The sequence below is a fragment of the Acinetobacter sp. Li1LvA2 genome (assembly GCF_056156705.1).
The window spans coordinates 75,488-94,238 of the sequence record NZ_JBSICF010000001.1 but is presented as its reverse complement, the minus strand read 5'-3'; the positions used below and the strand labels follow the sequence as shown (position 1 = coordinate 94,238).

Here is an 18,751-nt window from a genome sequence, read left to right as displayed (position 1 = left end):
ATATAATTGATATGATCAAGAATAGTGTTTGATCAAATACGGGAATGGTATGCATTTAGAATATAATCAACTAAAAGAACAAGTCGAAAAAAAAGTGAACTTTGATGAAATCCGTTTAGATCCGATTTCTCATATTCACCGCGAAAATAATCCTCAATTTATTGCTTCCTTAGCGCGTGGATTAGAGATATTACGTTGTTTTTCAGCATCCAACCAAGTTCTAGGTAATCAGGAACTATCTCATCTTACAGGCTTACCTAGGCCAACAATTGCAAGAATTACGAGTACATTAGTGTCCCTTGGTTACTTAAAGCAACTTCCAAATTCTACTAAATACACTTTAGATATTGGGGTGCTGGCACTTGGTTACGCCGCATTATCGAGTATATCTATACGATCAATTGCCCATTCTTACATGGAAGAAATGTCCAGATATGCACAAGCTCCAGTTGCTATGGCAATGAGAGACCGGTTAAACATGATGTATCTAGATGTGGTTCAAACCGAAACCAATTTAACTATGCGCAGACCAATTGGTTCGACTTTACCCTTACATAACACATCTATGGGAAGAGCCTGTTTAGCAGCTCTTCCTGAAAATGAACGTGAATTTATTTTAAAAGCATTAGAAAAGAAGCACACTGCTGAAGAATGGCCAGCAATTAAACGTAGTTTAGATCGAGCCTTTCATGATTATCAAAACTATGGGTATTGTTTATCTTTAAGCGAATGGCATAAAGAAGTGAACTCTGTTGCAGTTCCCTTAATACATCCAATATACGGTTTATTAGTCTTTAACTGCGGAGCACCAAGCTACTTAGTTAATCAAGAAAAACTTGAAAATGAAATCGGACCGAGATTAATTCATATGGTTCAAAATATTCAAGATGCTCTGAACACTTTGCACTGAATAACCATTCAAAACTGAACTATAGTTCAGTTTTTTTGGGAGTAATTTTAATAATGAAACTGGATTTCGTAATATGGAAAATTTAGAACGTGAATCGATGGAGTTTGACGTTGTCATCGTAGGTGCAGGACCTGCCGGTCTGTCTGCTGCGATTAAGATCCGTCAATTAGCGATTGAAAATAACTTACCCGATCTTTCTGTTTGTGTAGTTGAAAAAGGCTCTGAAGTAGGTGCGCATATCTTGTCTGGTGCTGTGCTTGAGCCACGTGCCATCAATGAACTTTTCCCGAACTGGAAAGATGAAGGCGCGCCTCTTAATGTCCCTGTAACTGAAGACAAGACATTCTTCTTACTTTCAGAAACCACTTCTAAAGAAGCACCTCACTGGATGGTTCCTAAAACCATGCACAATGATGGTAACTACGTTATCTCGTTAGGTAACGTTGTTCGTTGGTTAGGTCAAAAAGCTGAAGAACTAGAAGTTTCGATCTTCCCTGGTTTTGCTGCATCTGAAGTGCTTTACCATGAAGACGGTACTGTAAAAGGGATTCAAACTGGCGACATGGGTGTTGGTAAAGATGGCGAACCAACGCATAACTTTACTCCAGGTTATGAGCTTCACGCTAAATACACCCTCTTTGCTGAAGGTTGCCGTGGTCACTTAGGCAAATGTCTCATTGCAAAATACAATCTCGATAAAGATGCTGATCCACAGCACTACGGTATCGGGATTAAAGAGCTTTGGGAAATTGACCCAGCAAAACATAAGCCGGGCTTAGTGATGCACGGTGCTGGTTGGCCATTGGCTGAAACTGGTTCTTCTGGTGGTTGGTGGTTATACCACGCTGAAAACAACCAAGTGACTTTGGGTATGATCGTGGACTTGTCTTATGAAAATCCACACATGTATCCATTCATGGAAATGCAGCGCTGGAAAACTCACCCACTGATTAAACAGTATTTAGAAGGTGGTAAGCGTATTTCTTACGGCGCACGTGCTGTAGTGAAAGGCGGTTTCAACTCATTGCCTAAATTGACTTTCCCAGGCGGCTGCTTGATTGGTGATGATGCAGGTTTCTTAAACTTTGCAAAAATCAAAGGCTCACACACTGCCATGAAATCAGGCATGTTATGTGGTGAAGCTGTATTTGAGGCGATTGCTGCTGGTGTAGAAAAAGGCGGTGACCTTGCGATTGCACGCGTTACCGAAGGCGAAGATTTATTCACTAAAGAATTAACTTCATACACTGACAAATTCAACAACAGCTGGTTAAAAGAAGAGCTTTATAACTCTCGTAACTTTGGCCCAGCAATGCATAAATTTGGTCAATGGATAGGTGGTGCATTTAACTTTATCGACCAAAATGTCTTTAAAGTGCCATTCACTTTACATGACTTGAAGCAAGACTTTGCTGTATTGAAAACTGTCGATGCAACCAGCTTCAAGCCAAACTATCCAAAACCAGATGGCAAGCTTACATTTGACCGTTTATCTTCTGTGTTTATCTCAAACACTGTTCATGAAGAAAATCAGCCAGCTCACTTGAAGCTTACTGATCCTTCAATTCCAGTGAACGTAAACTTACCGAAATGGGATGAGCCTGCACAGCGCTACTGCCCTGCTGGTGTTTACGAAATCATGGAAGAGAATGATGGCTCTAAACGCTTCCAGATTAACGCAGCAAACTGTGTTCACTGTAAGACCTGTGACATTAAAGACCCATCTCAAAACATCACATGGGTAGTGCCAGAAGGTGGTGGTGGTCCGAATTACCCTAATATGTAATTCCTTGCGACACGGCAAAGCGTTGCTTTGCTAGCCGTGTCTCATATCCATACATGTAATAGAACAGCCACCTTCTCTGCAAAAGCATAGCTTTTGCACTTGCGGCAGGACAAAGCGCTGCTTTCTTCTTCCTGCCTCAGGTAGTGGTGGTCCGAATTACCCTAATTGTAATATCGGACGATATAGCAGAGTTTCAATTGATCAATAAAGCAAGATATAAAAAAGGATAATCTAATGGGTGCATTAACAGGATATAAAGTATTAGATTTAAGTCGTATATTAGCCGGCCCTTGGTGCAGTCAAATCTTGGCAGACCTTGGTGCAGAGGTTATAAAAGTTGAACGTCCTTATTGTGGAGATGATACTCGACAGTGGGGACCACCTTGGTTAAAAGATAATAAAAAACTAGATACTCAAGAGGCTGCTTATTATCTATCAGCAAATCGAAATAAATTTTCAGTCGCTATTGATATTTCAACGTTTGAAGGCCAAGCCCTGATTAAAAAAATGGTTTTAGATACAGATGTTCTCATTGAAAACTATAAAACAGGCACCCTTAAGCGCTATGGACTAGATTATGAGAGCTTATCCAAAATCAACCCTCGTTTAGTATATTGTTCTATTACAGGTTTTGGGCAAACTGGCCCCCGTTCTAAAGAACCTGGATATGATTTTATCATTCAAGGCATGGGAGGAATGATGAGTGTCACGGGAGAACGTGATGATTTACTAGGCGGAGGCCCGCAAAAAGCTGGCATTGCTCTTGCCGATTTAACTACTGGCTTATATTCCAATATCGCAATTCAAGCTGCTCTTCTTTCACGCCATCAAACAGGTGAAGGCCAATATATTGATATGGCATTACTAGATACTCAAATCGCTTGCATGTCCCAGCTTGGAACAAATTACTTAGTATCAGAAAAAATTCCTGGGCGTTATGGAAATGCTCACGCTAATATTGTGCCTTATCAGGTTTTCAAAGCTCTTCAAGGTGAATTCATTATTGCCTGTGGTAATGACAATCAATTTACTTCATTGTGCCAAAGTATTGGCTTAGCTGAATTACTGCATAACCCTAAATTTTCAACTAACGCCCAACGTGTAATTCATCGAGATGCTTTGATACAGATATTACAGTCACACTTTTTAAGTGATACCGCGGAGAATTGGGTTGCTAAAATTCACGCGGTTCAAGTTCCTGTTGGCATGATTAATAATATTCAACAAGCTCTCTCGGAACCACAGGCTATAGCACGCAACATGGTAGTCAAAATCCCCCATCCTCTACAAAGTAACTACCAAATGATTGGGTCACCAATTAAGCTTTCAAAAACACCTGTTGAATATAAAAAAACTCCTCCTCTTCTAGCAGAGGATAGTAATTTAATTTTGCAGCGTTATCTTAACGAAGATGAATTTACTGCTTTGAAAAATAAAAGAATTGTTCAATAATAAAAAACCCTTAGTGTTTACTAAGGGTTTTTCGACTTTAATCAATGAAGATTAAAGTTTAGATACCAACTCTGGTACTACAGTGTTCAAATCACCAACTAAACAGTAGTCAGCAACACTGTTGATTGGCGCTTCTTCGTCTTTGTTGATTGCAACAATAACTTTAGAATCTTTCATACCGGCTAAATGCTGGATCGCACCAGAAATACCTACAGCAACGTAAAGGTCAGGCGCAACGATTTTACCAGTTTGACCTACTTGGAAGTCGTTAGGTACGAAGCCCGCATCAACTGCCGCACGTGAAGCACCTTGTGCTGCACCAAGATTGTCAGCTAATGGATCAAGTACTTTATGGTAGTTCTCACCAGAACCAACACCACGACCACCAGAAACTACGATACGAGCCGCAGTTAATTCTGGACGGTCAAGTTTAACGATTTCTTCAGATACGAAATTAGAAATACCTGCATCTTTTACTTCGCCAACTGTTTCAACCGCAGCTGAACCACCTTCCGCAGCAACTGGATCAAATGCTGTACCACGAACAGTACCAACAATGATTGCTTCGTCAGATTGAACAGTTGCAATCGCGTTACCAGCGTAGATAGGACGCTTGAATGTGTTTGCAGATTCAACAGAAATAATATCTGTGATCATGCTTACATCAAGAAGAGCAGCAACACGTGGAAGAATGTTCTTACCAGTTGTTGTAGAAGCAGCTAAAACGTATTTGTACCCTTTAGCCAAGTCAGCAACTAAGCCAGCTACGTTTTCAGCTAATTGGTTTGCATAAGCAGCGTTGTCAGCAAGTAAAACTTTGCTTACACCAGCAACTTTAGCAGCAGCATCAGCAACTGCTTGAGCACCAGAACCAGCAACTAATACAGTAATATCACCACCGATTTTTTGTGCTGCAGCAACAACGTTTAAAGTAGCACCGTTAAGTACTTGGTTGTTGTGGTCAGCGATAACTAAAATACTCATGATTTTATCCTTCCGTATTAGATCACTTTCGCTTCATTTTTCAATTTTTCAACAAGCTCATCTACAGATTTCACTTGTACGCCAGCTTTACGTTCTGCCGGAGCTTCAACTTTAACAGTTTTAAGCTTAGTACCAGCTGTAACGCCATAATCAGCAGGAGATTTAGTATCAAGTGGCTTCTTACGAGCTTTCATGATGTTAGGCAATGCTGCATAACGTGGCTCGTTCAGACGCAAGTCAGTCGTGATGATTGCAGGAAGTGCCAGTTCAACAGTTTGTAAACCACCGTCAACTTCACGAGTTACTTGTACTTTACCGCCATCAACTTTCACTTCAGAAGCAAATGTACCTTGACCAGCACCTAGTAAAGCACCAAGCATTTGACCTACTTGGTTAGAGTCATCATCAATTGCTTGTTTACCAAGAAGGATAAGTTCTGGTTTTTCAGCGTCAACAACACCTTTTAAAATTTTAGCAACTTCTAAAGCGCCAATTTCATCAGTGGTTTCAACTAAAATACCGCGGTCTGCACCCAAAGCCATTGCAGAACGGATTTGTTCTTGAGCTTCTTTAGGACCCACAGAAACAACAACGATTTCTGATACTGTTCCTTTTTCTTTTAAGCGAACCGCTTCTTCCACTGCGATTTCACAAAATGGGTTAATTGACATTTTAACGTTAGTTAGGTCAACCCAACTATTGTCCGGCTTAACACGAACTTTGACGTTGGCATCAACCACGCGTTTTACAGCAACAAGAGCCTTCATGTAGTTCCTCGAGTAAAGATAAAAAATGGTCTATTACTTCATATTCATGTGATAGACCATGCCATAGTGAATTATTTTGAAAATGAACGATTATGATTAATAAGTGATAAAGCAATTGCACCGATTAAACCTGCTGCCGCAATTACCATAAAGTTTTGTTCAATCGGTAAATTCAAGGCCATAATCATTCCTATCAGTAATGGTGCTCCTATAGCGCCTAAACGACCAATGCCAGATGCCAAACCTATACCCGTTGAACGAATCTCACTAGGATAAAACTGACCACAATATGAATAAGCAACAATCTGAGCGCCTGTAGAGCAAGCTCCAACCACTGCAATAGTGATATACAACATGTGTATTGGCATTGGCAAAGTCATCAAGTACAAAAATAGGCTTCCCAAACTGTACATAAACACCAAGACCCATTTGATATGCATACGGTCAGCCAACCAACCTCCACCTACGGCACCAATGATCCCGCCAATATTGAGAGCAATCACGAAGCTTAATGCTGAGCCAAGCGTATAACCCGACATCGCCATTAACTTAGTCAGCCACGTACTCAGTGAATAGACCATAAATAGCCCAGTAAAGAATGCTACCCAAAACATGATTGTGCTAAAACCACGTCCATTCGCGAATAAATAAGAAACAGAAGAGCCCGCATGGGTTGGATCTGTAATATTGAGCAGTGCTACATCATCTATTTGAATATTGGGTTCAATCAATCGAATAGTCTGTTTTAGTTCTAGATCTTTCTTGTTTTTACTCAGATATGCCAATGACTCTGGCATTGACTTCATAATAAAAGGTATGAGCAATACAGGAATACCAGCCGCAAAAAATACGACTTGCCAACCAAATTCCACAATAAATTGTTTACCCAGTAAAGCTGCCAATATACCGCCTATAGCGTACCCAGAGAACATCAAGGCGGTCATGAAATTACGTATTTTTTTGGGAGCATACTCAGTCATTTGTGCTACGACATTTGGCATCACCCCACCAATCCCCAAACCGGCAATAAAACGCATAATACTAAAACTAATAGGATCATTCGTCATTCCAGCTAGTGCAGTGAATACGCTAAAAAGAAATACGCAGATTGCGATCGTCAAACGTCTGCCAATTTTATCGGATATAGCTCCTAAAAAAATGGCCCCCACCATCATGCCAAATAATGCAGAACTAGCCATAAAGCCAGCTGTCGAAGCACTGACACCCATTTCTTCCATGATTGAAGGAATAGCTATACCAGCAACAGCAATGTCATAGCCATCAATGATAATAATAATGAAACACCAAACTAACACTTTGGCATGGAACTTATTAAACTTCGCATCATTAGCAATTTTGTGTACATCAATGTACTGCATGATCATCTCCTTGATATTCATGGCTCTTTATATTTTCTTGAATTTTGTTAATTACATTTTTGCCCTTATTTATTGGTTGAAGCAGTAATACTTCATTTCGACCAAGAGTAATCATTGCAATAATTTATGTCAATATATTGATATAAATTAAATAATAAAATATATAACTTATTGTTTATTATATTTTTAAATTAAAAAAATTAACAAAAAATGCAAATATGTTGACACAAATAAATAATCCAATATGCTTTTAACTATCAAAAAAGGAGTTTAAAAGATGAACGCAACCCTTAATTATCAGGACGATATCGCCATAATTACTCTTTGCCGACCAGAAGCAAGAAATGCTCTAAATAAAGAGATGATTCAAACTATTGATAACTTACTTAACAGAGTCATTCAAAGCCCTCCTCGTGTTCTCATTTTTACTGGTCAAGGAGAAAAAGCTTTTTGTGCTGGAGCAGATATCACTGAACTACAAAATAAAACCCCTACAGAATATCTAGAGCTTTCACGTAAAGGGCAAAATTTTTTCAATAAGATTAGTAATTTATCATTCCCTACACTAGCCGTAATTAAGGGCGCAGCTCTAGGTGGCGGCTTAGAATTAGCAATGGCTTGTACTTTTCGTATCTGTAGTCTTAATTCTAAGTTTGGTTTACCTGAAATTAAATTAGGCCTACTTCCAGGTTATGGAGGAACTCAACGCTTACCTCGTATCGTAGGCTGTGCAAAAGCATTAGAGTTAACTCTAAGTGGAAGAATTTTTGATGCGCTTGAAGCAAAAGAAATAGGTCTAATCACACAAATTACAGCGACTGAAGATTCAGTTCAAGCTGGCTTAGATTTTTTATCAAGTTTTGGAGAATCATTTCCTGCATCCACAGCATTTATCATAAAAGCTGTTCAATCTGCATTAGATTTGAATATTACTGATGGATTAGCACTGGAAAGTGAAATGTTTCTTGCTAGTACCCAAACTAAAGATGCGACTGAAGGTATACAAGCATTTATTGAAAAGCGTAAAGCAGAATTTACGAATCAATGATGCTACTAAACCAACTTTAAATATTGCCTAATATATAGCTGATTTGATAATTTTCGGTAAAAACTATCAAATCAGACTATCTAAATCGATACCAACATTACATAAATCATCAATATTCCATTTTTTATTTTCAATAAATGCATCTGGTTATAAGTATATAATATAGATAAATCCTCAATACTTAGCAGTTTAGATTATGACCCAAAAAGATCAACAAAGTTATGATCATTCTCTTTATCCAATTCACAACAGATTATTCTTCAGATTGTTTCAACTTGGAAACTCATTAGATCGTCAATGTGTAAATGAGCTAGGAATTTCGTCAGTACATTGGGCAGTTTTAGGTGCATTATCAAGGCCACAAACTAATTGGGTTATGTCATTTACTGAGTTAACTGAATACCTAGATGTAAGTAGACAAAATTTAGATGGTGTTTTGAAGCGACTCGAACGCGAAGGCTATGTAATACGCCAAATTGACACAACAGATCGTCGTGCAAAAAATATCATGTTGACCAAAGAAGGAATTGCTCGATGGGAACAATTACAAGAAAATATTTATAATTTTTATAAGCAGGCTCTAAATGGCTTTACACTTGACGATATGATTACATTTACTCATTTAGCAAATAAATTAACAAATGGTTTGAATGATATTAAAATAAACGGTTAAGCTAGAATGGTCTATTAAGATTAACTAATAAATTAGGAAATATTGTTTTCCTAATTGTACAATTTGGGGAATTTAATAGTAATTGTTGTACAAGAGAATTTTACACGCAATTAGTTAGAATATTTTTTAGTTTAATTTTTTAAAAAGTAACGTGCATTTATCTATTACCTCTTTTTTAGAACCAGCCCACTAATTTAGTAGGCTAGTTTTCAATACATTATTACCAAACTTTATTTCAGTGGTGATACCGAAGTTGGCAGAGCAATCATTGACTGCATCTCATGGGTTAACCACTGTGGACCACCTTTTGGTGGCCAAATACCATCTGCAACCGATTTAGCACGAACTTCTGAACGCTCATTCAATGATGAGTATGGCCAAATACTTACAATACGCGGCGTGCCATCAAGAGCATACATCGCTATTGTTAATTTTGAGTATTGAGTACGAGTTGGCACTGCATTTTTCCATGCCTCAAGGATATGAGGGACACCACCATGTTTCAACTCATAAGTACGAATTTCATAGACAGGACCAAATTCACCTACCTCAACTTCTGGTAAGAAGTCGAAACCAGCAAAATTTTCAACTGAATATTTGATGATATTTTCTGATGTATCAAATAAGTTTTCTTGTGCTGCTAAACGTGCATTTTCATCGTCAAGTTCTTGTTGTGAAGAGTAGCTACGTAATACGACAACTTGATTGAGTTGACCTATATCAGAGAAAAAAACTCCAAGTAGCTTACCTTTAGCTGCCGTATCTTGGTAAAAACTTTGAATACCTGTCGCAACAGTTGCGGTTGTACCCATTTTGATAGTGATATTAATCAGTTGATAAAGCTTCATGCGGTTCTCCGTGGTTGTGTCATTTGTGTAGGTTGTTCAGTCACTTGTTTATTTAGTTTTCCTGCGGCAAATTGAGCAATTCGCCAAGCAAATACCATCCCTGGCCCTAACGTTGTTCCGGGACCTGGGTATGTTCCTTTAAAAATTGAAGACAGGTCATTGCCACAAGCAAATAGCCCAGTGATCACCTGATTATTCTGATCAAGCACTCGACCATAAATATCACCAGCTAATCCACCGCTACTTGCACAGTCCATTGGAATAACGGGTAAAGCGTAAAATGGTCCTTGCTCAAGTTTGCCCAAACATGGATTTGGTTTTACCTCAGGATCCCCGTTAAAACGGTTCATCACACCACTACCTTTACCAAAGTCGGTGTCTGTACCTTGTTCAACCAATTGATTAAAACGCTGAACAGTACTCACTAATCCTTGGGCATTGATTCCAACTTTTTGAGCAAGCTCCTCTAGTGAATTTGCGGCGAATAAATATTTTGCCTTGAGATAGTAATCGAGTTTTTTTGCACCAGGCAGAACAAAACCTAACCCATATTTTTGAATCGCAGTTTGGTCGCAAATCAGATAGGACTGAATTTTTGCTTTACCTTGATTAGTTTTGAGCTGCGCCATACAAAAGTCGTGGTACGAATCTGACTCATTGACAAAGCGGTTACCATCGTCATTGACAGCTATCACACCTGGTTTGGCACGGTCTAAAATAATGTGTGGCCAAATAGCTTTATAGCCATTGGTATGAACATGAATGGAACATGGAAAATACAGCACACTACTATCCACAGAGGGGTCAAGTTTTGCACCCTTTTCAAGGGCTTTACTGAGCCCATCACCTGTGTTTGAGTCGGGAGACAATGAGTCTGCGATTAAACCATTTGGGAACAATTGTTGACGTAAATTTGTATTCCACCCCACACCCCCTGTGGCTAAAACTACACCTTTTCGGGCATGAATGACTTTTACACCTTGTTCAGTTTTAATTTTAGCTCCTACCACTTTGCCTTCTTCGACTAGCAGCTCTTGCAGTGGCGCATTAAACCAAACTGGTACATTCTTTTGTTTAAGGTTGTAAAATAAGCTACCCACCAGAGCGTTGCCCATAACAAGGCGTGTACCCCGATTAAAACGTAACCTTGAAAGCAAATAAGGCACCACAACTTTCAAAGTGGTCATAAAGTTCTGAAAACTATGTATAGGATTTAATAGTGCATTTAACTCACTACGATTGACCATCATGCCGCCTAAGCCCATAAACTCGGCCCGTGGAGGACGTACATATTTAAAGTCAGCACCTAAAACACTTGCATCAAATTCAGCAGGTGCAAGCGCACGACCGCCAAATGCTTCACCTGGCTGATTTTTCACATAATCGGGATGTGCTAAACAAGCATTAAGCTTAACTGTTGTTTTTTCATCTAATTCACGAATCATATCAGCACATGAGGCTAAAAATGCTTCGCGAAGTTCTTCACTACCACGTTCACCCACTACAGATTTAAGAAAAATTCGCGCTTGCTCAATATCATCAGGAACACCTGCTTGAACACTTAAATGTGATCCTGGTGCCCAAATTGTTCCACCAGATGTTGCTGAAGTACCACCTACTTGGGAAGCCTTTTCACAAAGTAAAACATCTAATCCATTAAGCTTGGCAAATAGTGCCGCAGACATCCCTGCTGCACCACCGCCAATAACCAATAAATCAACTTCTTTATCCATGTTCAATTCTCCTTAATCTTGCTTATTCGGCATAAACGCTGCTGTTTCAGTTCGAGCTTGTTCAGCAATTTTTTTTGCAGCAAGATAACCAAATGTCATGGCTGGACCTAAGGTAATTCCACCACTCGGATATTGGCCCCCCATGATGCTATTGAGATCATTTCCAGCCGCAAATAATCCATTAATCGGTTGCCCTGCTTTATTTAGAACTTGGGCATATTCATCTGTAACCAGTCCTGCAAATGTCCCTAGACTTCCTGGCACCACTTCAACTGCATAAAATGGTCCATTTTCAATTGGAGCAATACATGGGTTCGGATGATGATCGGCATCACCCTGCGCTTTTTGATAAGGAGTAGTACCACGTTGAAACTCTGGGTCTTGGCCTAAATAGGCATATTGGTTGTACTGCTCTACTGTTTTTAAAAACTGAACTGGATCTATACCGCATGCCACAGCCAGCTCTTGAATAGTGTGTCCTTGTTTTAAGTAACCATTATCTAGCCAAGGCTTTAGAGAAATTGGAAAAGGTTTAACAGCACCTAAACCATAACGGCGAATAAACTTATGATCACAAATCAACCAGCAATGTGCTTGTTCGCCTTGCGGTGTATGATTGAATAAATCTTTAATAAATGCAGGATAGGAATCACCTTCATTTGTGAAACGGCATCCATTTTTTAAAACTGCAATTAATCCTGGTTTACCTCGTTCAACCAAATGTGGAAAACGACCTAAAGTTCCATCTGAACGTGGCATTAGTGAAACAGGTGCCCATGCGCCAGACCAAAGCAAGGTTTGGTCAACAGTTGCACCAATTGCTTCTGCCACACTTAAGCCATCACCTATATTTGTTTCGGGAGCAGCTGAATGATGGGGTGTTCCTTCACTCACATGTTTGAATAAAGCTTGCTTACGTTTTTCATCATGCGGAAAACCACCAGTCGCTAGTATCACGCCATGTTTTGCTATTATCTTGACGATGCCAGCTGGTGTTTTAAATAATGCTCCAATTACTCGACCATTTTCTTCAACTAATTCAGTCATGGCATGATTTGCCAATAGTTTTACTTTGTAATCGAGTGCAGATTTGAGTAAGCGAGCTACCAAAGCATTACCATTCACAATTTGAGTGGAGCGCTTAGTAAAAATTAGATCAAAAAAATGTCGTAATACTCGTTTGGTCGCATAGATAAAGGATGGAATTGCATAAAAAGTATTAATGAAATGCTTCATATCTGCGCCAGAAGCGATACCCATTCCCCAAAGCGTAGTTTCAGGAATTGGCGGACGTAGGATATTTAGTTTCTGACCAAGTAAACGGCCATCGTAAGGTGCAGCAACAATCGAACGCCACCCAACCCTAGCACCTTCAATATTGAAAAAGTCAGGTACTGCGGCACCAATATTAAACTTAACCTCAGTTTTGGCTTCGAAAAATTCCACCATTTTTGGTGCTTGAGTTAAATAAGTATGGATTTTAGTTTCATCATACTTTTCACCCAAAATATTTTTTAAATATAGCTTAGGTATCTCAATTGGTTCGGCTTGCCCTTCACGTACAGCATGAGGTGTATTAGGAATCCATAACCATCCTCCCGATACAGCAGTAGTTCCACCAAATACGGATGCTTTCTCTGCGACAATAACCTTTAATCCTTCAAATGCTGCGGTCACGGCGCTTGAAAGCCCACCTGCACCTGAGCCAATGACTAAAACATCACATTCGTAGCATTCACGAATTGGCATCGGAATCATCTGAAATGGTTGTTGGGTTTTTGCGTTCATACTTCTTACCCCGTAACAGTGCCCAATTGATCGAGCGCAACGAGCTGCTTCATTGCTTGTAAATTAATTTCAGCGCGTTCGAGAGCAGGACGTTCAGCTAGTACTAAATTGGGGACTTCTGCAGCTAACATAATTTCTTTAGGCAAAGCACGAATTAACCCTATAAGATCAATTTCGCCTTGCCCTGGTACTAATCGATTAGAACGTGCAATCTTAATTAAGCCTTCATCACTCGGATCATATTCAGCAAGACCATCGCAAAGCTGAACATAGTTCAATTGCTTTGGATCAAGTGCTTTGACTTGCTCAAGTGTTGAATCTGATCGGTCAAAATGTAATGCATCAATTAAAATGGCGGCATTTTCTTGCCCTGATTGATTTACGATATATTCAGCCTGCGCCAAATTTTTCACATTAGTCCACGGCATGAACTCTAGGTCACAACTCAAGCCAAACTGTTTACTTAATTCACAAAATTGTGCGAAGTGATGTATCAGTCGTGACTGCTCAGGATCATTTCCTGCAACTAAAATATGCCTAGCACCGAGCTGCTCAGCAGTACTTAAAAACTGTAAATATGTATCTGGTTCAAAGTCAGAACTAATTCGTACAATTTCAACATCAGCAATACGAATACCTGTGTCATCCAAAGCAGCCCTTGTTTCCTTAATCAGCTTGCTATCATTTAAAATTGGATAATCTACCTCATTAGGTGCTGCTGGCAGCAGGCGTAAGCCCACCGCTGCATAACCACACTTTGCTGCAATTTTGACTGCTTCTACAGGACTCACATCTGCAACGGTCAAAAATGAAAGTGAATATTCACGCGACATCTTGTTGCTCCTGCTCTTTCTCAAGTAAATAAGCAATCATTAAGTCGCGAACCTCAATAAACATGTCCGTTCCTTTGACTGAGTTACATCCCAAAGTCGATGCATGTTGAATAAATGGTGTGTTTTCAGGACTAGTCACAACATCTGCAACCGACATTTGTGCAGTTATTTTTTCTAATTGAAAAGCTGCTGAAGGATCGCCATTCATTCCCATAGGTGTCGCATTGACCACAACGTCGAATCCTGTTGGATCATTGTTATGTGCAACAACTTTGCCTTTACCTAGTTGTTGAAGTTGTTCAACCAGTTGTTGTTGACGCGTTTGATCTACATCAAAAATTGCTAGTTCTGCTACCTCAGCAAGAAGTAGTTCATAAGCAATCGCTTTACCTGCTCCACCAGCTCCCGCCAAAATGGCACGTTTATCTTTTAGCTCGATTAACTTATTTCGTATCGCTTGTACCATACCCTTACCATCAAGCATGTCTCCTTCCCACCCTTCTTTACAGCGACGAATCGTATTTACCGCCCCAATGAACTGTGCGCGTGAAGTTAATTTTTGGCAGCAATTCAAAGCCGAAATTTTATGGGGTACAGTGACAATCAAGCCGTCACTATTATTTAAATACAAATTTTGCTGAACAAAATTCGGGAAGTGTTCTGGTGCTACATCAGCAGGTATAACAATCGCATTTAGATCCTTTTTAAGCAGTTCCATCGTTACACCCTCAGGTGATTTGACCTGTACAATCGGATGTCCGACCACAAAATAAAGACGAGTTGATCCATTCAATTGAATATCCATTATTCAATCTCCTTAAAAATCGATGAGTTAGAAAATTTTAGATTTGAACTTTTTTAAGTTCGTGCTGACGTATCTTTGTTGGTGAATAAACCAGTTTCATAATAATTAATGCTGCGACCATCCCGGCGGTTGGTAGGCAAAGTACAAGGAAAATTTTGCTTGTCTCCCAACCTAGGCTTAAAAAATATGCTCCGGCAAATGCGCTACCCACAGCTCCTAATCGGCCTATACCATGCATCCAGCTGTTTCCTGTTGCACGAGCAAAAACTGGATAGAATGAACTTGAAACACTGTTCAGACCTGCATTCGCACCATTCATCCACATACCGATGAAGAAACACATCATGCTATACATTACAAAGTTATGGCCCACTGCACCTAGAAAGAACATGAAGCCAATCGCTAAAAGATATGCAATCACTAAACCAAGGTGTGGATTCAACTTGTCCATCAAATAACCACATGCGATACAACCCACAGGGCCCCCTAGCTGATAAATCGCAGTAATAATTGAAGCTTCACTAATGCTGAAACCAAATTCATGGCTCATCATTGGTAACCAACTTCCAAGTAAATACACCACAAACAAACCAGATGCATAGCTCCACCAAAGCAAAAAGCTCCCTAGAAAATAAAAAGGACTGAGGACTGCTTTTACTGGATTATCGACCGTATTGGTTTTTGCTTTAGGTAAAACAAAAACAGTGTCAGTTGTATCAAAATCTGGTGCCATTTTATGGATAATGGCATCAATCTCTACTTTTGGATGTTCCTTCAGGACTTTATAACCAATAGATTCAGGTAGTTTAAATACTGCGATAACAGCTAGAATAAGTGGAAGAACTCCACCAATAATCATCATGGCATGCCAGTTAAAATGTGGAATCACCCAAGCAGCCAAAAAGCCTCCAATAGCAGCACCAATTGTGAATCCACTTAAAATGATGGTAACCATACGGCCATTCATTTTCATGGGTGAGTAATCCGTTACCAACGTAACAGCTTGCGGCATTACTCCTCCCATAAATAAACCAGCAATAAAACGAAACATCATCAGCTCAGTCACATTGGAAGAAACTGCTGCACATAATGTAAATACACCAAAACCAATTAAGTTAATAATGAGTAGTTTTTTACGTCCGAACTTGTCTGCCAAAGGCCCTGAAATCACTGCGCCTACAGCTAAACCTATTAAAGCTGCACTCATTACGGGTGCAAGATCAGTTGTAGTAATTCCCCATTGTTGCTTAATGACGGGAGCTACAAATCCCATGATTGATATATCGATACCATCAACAACGACAATCATTAAACATAAAAAGATGACTAGTTTTTGTATTGGGGATATACGATTTTCATCAATAAACTCCCTTAAATTTACCTGTTGAGTCATACACTTACTCCATTAGTGTGTATCAGCAAATATGCGTTTTCCATCGCTTATTCAGTTTTGCTCCCTACTTATTCTCAAAAGCTGAATAATTAGGAAACTCCGTATCTGAATGATTCATCTGTACAGCATTTGAGATAGAATCTAAAACAACTATAATCTGTTTTTAATTTTTTTGGAACACTGTTCCAAAAAATAATATTAGGATTTTTATGCTCAGCAATACCGATCGTTCTTTGCTCATCCTCGAAGCACTACTAAAAGAAGTGGATGGATGTGCACTTAGTCAGCTTTCTGTTGATCTTGATATCCCAAAGTCTGCAATGCATCGCATCCTGACTGCAATGAAAGACATGGGATACATCTATCAAGATGAAATCACGCAGCACTACAAGCTCACTCTTAAAATTGCCTCAATGGGTTTGAGTTTTCTGTCATCGCGTTCGATTACCGAAACATTTCAGCCTTATCTTGATGAACTGGCAGAAACCTCTTCTGAACTGGTTCGCCTCGGTTTAATCGAAGACGAAAAAATTATCTGGATTGGTAAAGCTCAAGGAGCCAAATCAGGTCTAAAATATGATCCTGACTCTGGCAACGTGGCCTATTTACCAGCTTCAGCTTGTGGTTTAGCGTATTTATCTACTCTTGATCAAAATGACTTTTCACGAATTGTGGAGCGTGAAGGTTTCGATAAAGCCAAAAACTTTGGACCAAACTCACCAAAAGACCTTACTGAACTAGAGCAAATGATTGAAGCTTCTAGAGAGCGAGGTTATGGTGTGATTAGTGATACCTATGAGCTAGGTATGTCTGCTATGGCTAAAATCATTCTCAATCCACAGACAGGTGAGCCTTTTGGCACAGTCAGTATTGCAGGACCTTCTGTACGCTTAAGTCCCAAACGTATTGAAGAGTTAGCACCAGCACTCATGGCGACTTCCGAAAAAATTGCATCCATCATCAATTTAATCCATATCTAATTTTTAGCTTTTAAGGCAATCAAAATCATATTTCGATTGCCTAAATTCCCTTTAAACAGACTTTTAAGTTCCAAAAATTGATCAATCGTTATTTATGACAAGCTAATATAGGCGCCACCTTAAATTTAAGTTGATGCATCAACCACACGATAGTCACCATTAATAATGCTGCAATCAGCCCTAATGTGATGACCACCCCGAAATATTCAATAAAATAACTGGAAAGGATGACAGGCCAGATCGTACCTTGATAAGCAATAAACAAATAACTAGAAAAGATCAGCGGATTTTTTTCTCGATCCATCATTTTGCCAATAAAGTGGTAAACAGCACTTAGTGTAAAACCATGCCCCATACCCGTCAGTAAAATACTGATCAATAAAAACCAAACTATGTGTTCGATTTCTGCCATCACCAAACTAATGGTTCCAAGCAATAAGGCTAATAGTCCTGCATACAACACATGCAATTCTTTAAACGATTTACAAAATAATTGACTCAGCACTGACACAAATAAAATGATTGAAATTGATACACCGGTTAAGGTGGCTGATGATTTAATGGGTAATTCTTTAATAAAAGTCCCAGCCAAAGCTGCATATAAGCTGAAGGCCCCGAAACTACAAAGTGCAGCCACACTACAGACCCAGAAAATTTTACGTGAAACTATCTGTGGTAATGCTAAACCTTGTAACTTTAATAACTCATTTAACTGATATTTTTTCTCAATTTTAAATCTGGGTTTAACCCAAAACACACTGATAAATATTAGAAGTGAAAAAAAGATAATAATCCAATAAGGATCCGCCAATGGTCGCGCGGTATGATCAGCCAATACACCACCGATCAAAGGTCCCAAACCAAAACCCAATACAGTAATTATCGAAGTAAGCTTTTCAGCTAATGCCTTATTACGAAACGGATATTGGTCTTTGAGTCCCACCATAGCAGCTGTGGTAATAAGTCCTGAGGCAATTCCAATCAGAAACCTTGAAAAGCCCAGTAACCAAACAGAACTTGCCAATGCAGACAACATTAAACCTAAAATGGTTAAAGCCAAACTGACCAAAATCACATTTTTATAGTGATAAATCGCATTGAGTTTATTTAAAAACAGGAGTGAAAAAACTACACCTAACATATAGGAAATGAAGATATAACCTATTTGAGATGTTGAAACTCCCCACTGTTGTTCATAGATTGCATATAGAGGGCTTGCCAGAGCGGTGCTTAAAGCAGCAAGACACAGCGCAAAACTAATGATGCAATATTGAACACTGGACTTTGGTGTCTGCATAATTCAACCAAAAGTGACTTTTAAGTCGATTTTAATTCAAATATGACCCATAGGTCAATTTATGTTAGAATAATC

At 39.2% G+C, this 18,751-nt stretch carries 16 protein-coding genes; 6 read left to right on the top strand and 10 right to left on the bottom strand.

Annotated features, from left to right (window positions below):
• Positions 1-49: 49 nt before the first annotated feature.
• The 3 genes from ACS604_RS00430 (at position 50) to ACS604_RS00420 (ending at position 4,148) form a co-directional block, all read left to right on the top strand.
• A complete protein-coding gene (locus ACS604_RS00430) occupies positions 50-910 on the top strand; it encodes an IclR family transcriptional regulator (RefSeq protein WP_081173755.1) in 861 nt (286 codons plus the stop codon).
• 73 nt (positions 911-983) lie between these two features.
• Positions 984-2,696 (top strand): electron transfer flavoprotein-ubiquinone oxidoreductase, encoded by a 1,713-nt coding sequence (locus tag ACS604_RS00425; protein ID WP_474769446.1) that lies wholly within the window; start codon positions 984-986, stop codon positions 2,694-2,696.
• A 234-nt stretch (positions 2,697-2,930) separates the two neighbouring features.
• Positions 2,931-4,148, top strand: coding sequence for a CaiB/BaiF CoA transferase family protein (locus ACS604_RS00420; protein ID WP_474769445.1), 1,218 nt, complete (start codon positions 2,931-2,933; stop codon positions 4,146-4,148).
• 51 nt (positions 4,149-4,199) lie between these two features.
• Here ACS604_RS00420 and ACS604_RS00415 read toward each other — a convergent pair whose 3' ends face one another.
• The 3 genes from ACS604_RS00415 to ACS604_RS00405 form a co-directional block, all read right to left on the bottom strand.
• Positions 4,200-5,132 (bottom strand): electron transfer flavoprotein subunit alpha/FixB family protein, encoded by a 933-nt coding sequence (locus ACS604_RS00415; protein ID WP_474769444.1) that lies wholly within the window; start codon positions 5,130-5,132, stop codon positions 4,200-4,202.
• Between the two features lie 17 nt (positions 5,133-5,149).
• The gene (locus ACS604_RS00410) at positions 5,150-5,899 is read right to left on the bottom strand and encodes an electron transfer flavoprotein subunit beta/FixA family protein (protein WP_474769443.1); all 750 of its coding nucleotides are present in this window, start codon (positions 5,897-5,899) and stop codon (positions 5,150-5,152) included.
• A 71-nt stretch (positions 5,900-5,970) separates the two neighbouring features.
• Positions 5,971-7,278, bottom strand: a complete 1,308-nt coding sequence (locus tag ACS604_RS00405; protein ID WP_474769442.1) for an MFS transporter — start codon at positions 7,276-7,278, stop codon at positions 5,971-5,973.
• A gap of 277 nt (positions 7,279-7,555) precedes the next feature.
• Here ACS604_RS00405 and ACS604_RS00400 point away from each other — a divergent pair, with 277 nt between their 5' ends.
• Positions 7,556-8,326: an enoyl-CoA hydratase/isomerase family protein gene (locus ACS604_RS00400; protein ID WP_474769441.1), complete on the top strand. Its 771-nt coding sequence runs from the start codon at positions 7,556-7,558 to the stop codon at positions 8,324-8,326.
• A 196-nt stretch (positions 8,327-8,522) separates the two neighbouring features.
• Positions 8,523-8,999 (top strand): MarR family winged helix-turn-helix transcriptional regulator, encoded by a 477-nt coding sequence (locus tag ACS604_RS00395; RefSeq protein WP_474769440.1) that lies wholly within the window; start codon positions 8,523-8,525, stop codon positions 8,997-8,999.
• Positions 9,000-9,229: 230 nt separating this feature from the next.
• Here ACS604_RS00395 and ACS604_RS00390 read toward each other — a convergent pair whose 3' ends face one another.
• Genes ACS604_RS00390 through ACS604_RS00365 form a run of 6 tightly spaced genes read right to left on the bottom strand, consistent with a single transcriptional unit; the run spans position 9,230 to position 16,399 of the window.
• Positions 9,230-9,847 (bottom strand): NIPSNAP family protein, encoded by a 618-nt coding sequence (locus tag ACS604_RS00390; protein ID WP_474769439.1) that lies wholly within the window; start codon positions 9,845-9,847, stop codon positions 9,230-9,232.
• On the bottom strand, positions 9,844-11,580 hold the full coding sequence (locus ACS604_RS00385; protein ID WP_474769438.1) for an FAD-dependent oxidoreductase: 1,737 nt from the start codon (positions 11,578-11,580) through the stop codon (positions 9,844-9,846). The genes ACS604_RS00390 and ACS604_RS00385 overlap by 4 nt, the downstream gene beginning before the upstream one ends.
• Before the next feature lie 12 nt (positions 11,581-11,592).
• Complete coding sequence (locus ACS604_RS00380; protein WP_474769437.1) at positions 11,593-13,368, bottom strand: FAD-dependent oxidoreductase; 1,776 nt, start codon at positions 13,366-13,368, stop codon at positions 11,593-11,595.
• 5 nt (positions 13,369-13,373) lie between these two features.
• Positions 13,374-14,201, bottom strand: a complete 828-nt coding sequence (locus tag ACS604_RS00375) for a sugar phosphate isomerase/epimerase family protein (RefSeq protein WP_474769436.1) — start codon at positions 14,199-14,201, stop codon at positions 13,374-13,376.
• Positions 14,191-15,006: a shikimate dehydrogenase family protein gene (locus ACS604_RS00370; RefSeq protein ID WP_474769435.1), complete on the bottom strand. Its 816-nt coding sequence runs from the start codon at positions 15,004-15,006 to the stop codon at positions 14,191-14,193. Before ACS604_RS00370 ends, ACS604_RS00375 begins: the two co-directional genes overlap by 11 nt.
• 37 nt (positions 15,007-15,043) lie before the next feature.
• Entirely contained in the window at positions 15,044-16,399 is a 1,356-nt protein-coding gene (locus tag ACS604_RS00365; RefSeq protein WP_474769434.1) for an MFS transporter, read from the bottom strand.
• 209 nt (positions 16,400-16,608) lie between these two features.
• On the opposite strand from ACS604_RS00365, the gene ACS604_RS00360 reads away from it, so the two are divergent.
• Positions 16,609-17,379, top strand: coding sequence for an IclR family transcriptional regulator (locus tag ACS604_RS00360; RefSeq protein WP_174765151.1), 771 nt, complete (start codon positions 16,609-16,611; stop codon positions 17,377-17,379).
• 88 nt (positions 17,380-17,467) lie between these two features.
• Here the strand turns inward: ACS604_RS00360 and ACS604_RS00355 are convergent, their stop codons facing one another.
• On the bottom strand, positions 17,468-18,676 hold the full coding sequence (locus tag ACS604_RS00355) for an MFS transporter (protein ID WP_474769433.1): 1,209 nt from the start codon (positions 18,674-18,676) through the stop codon (positions 17,468-17,470).
• Positions 18,677-18,751 lie beyond the last annotated feature (75 nt).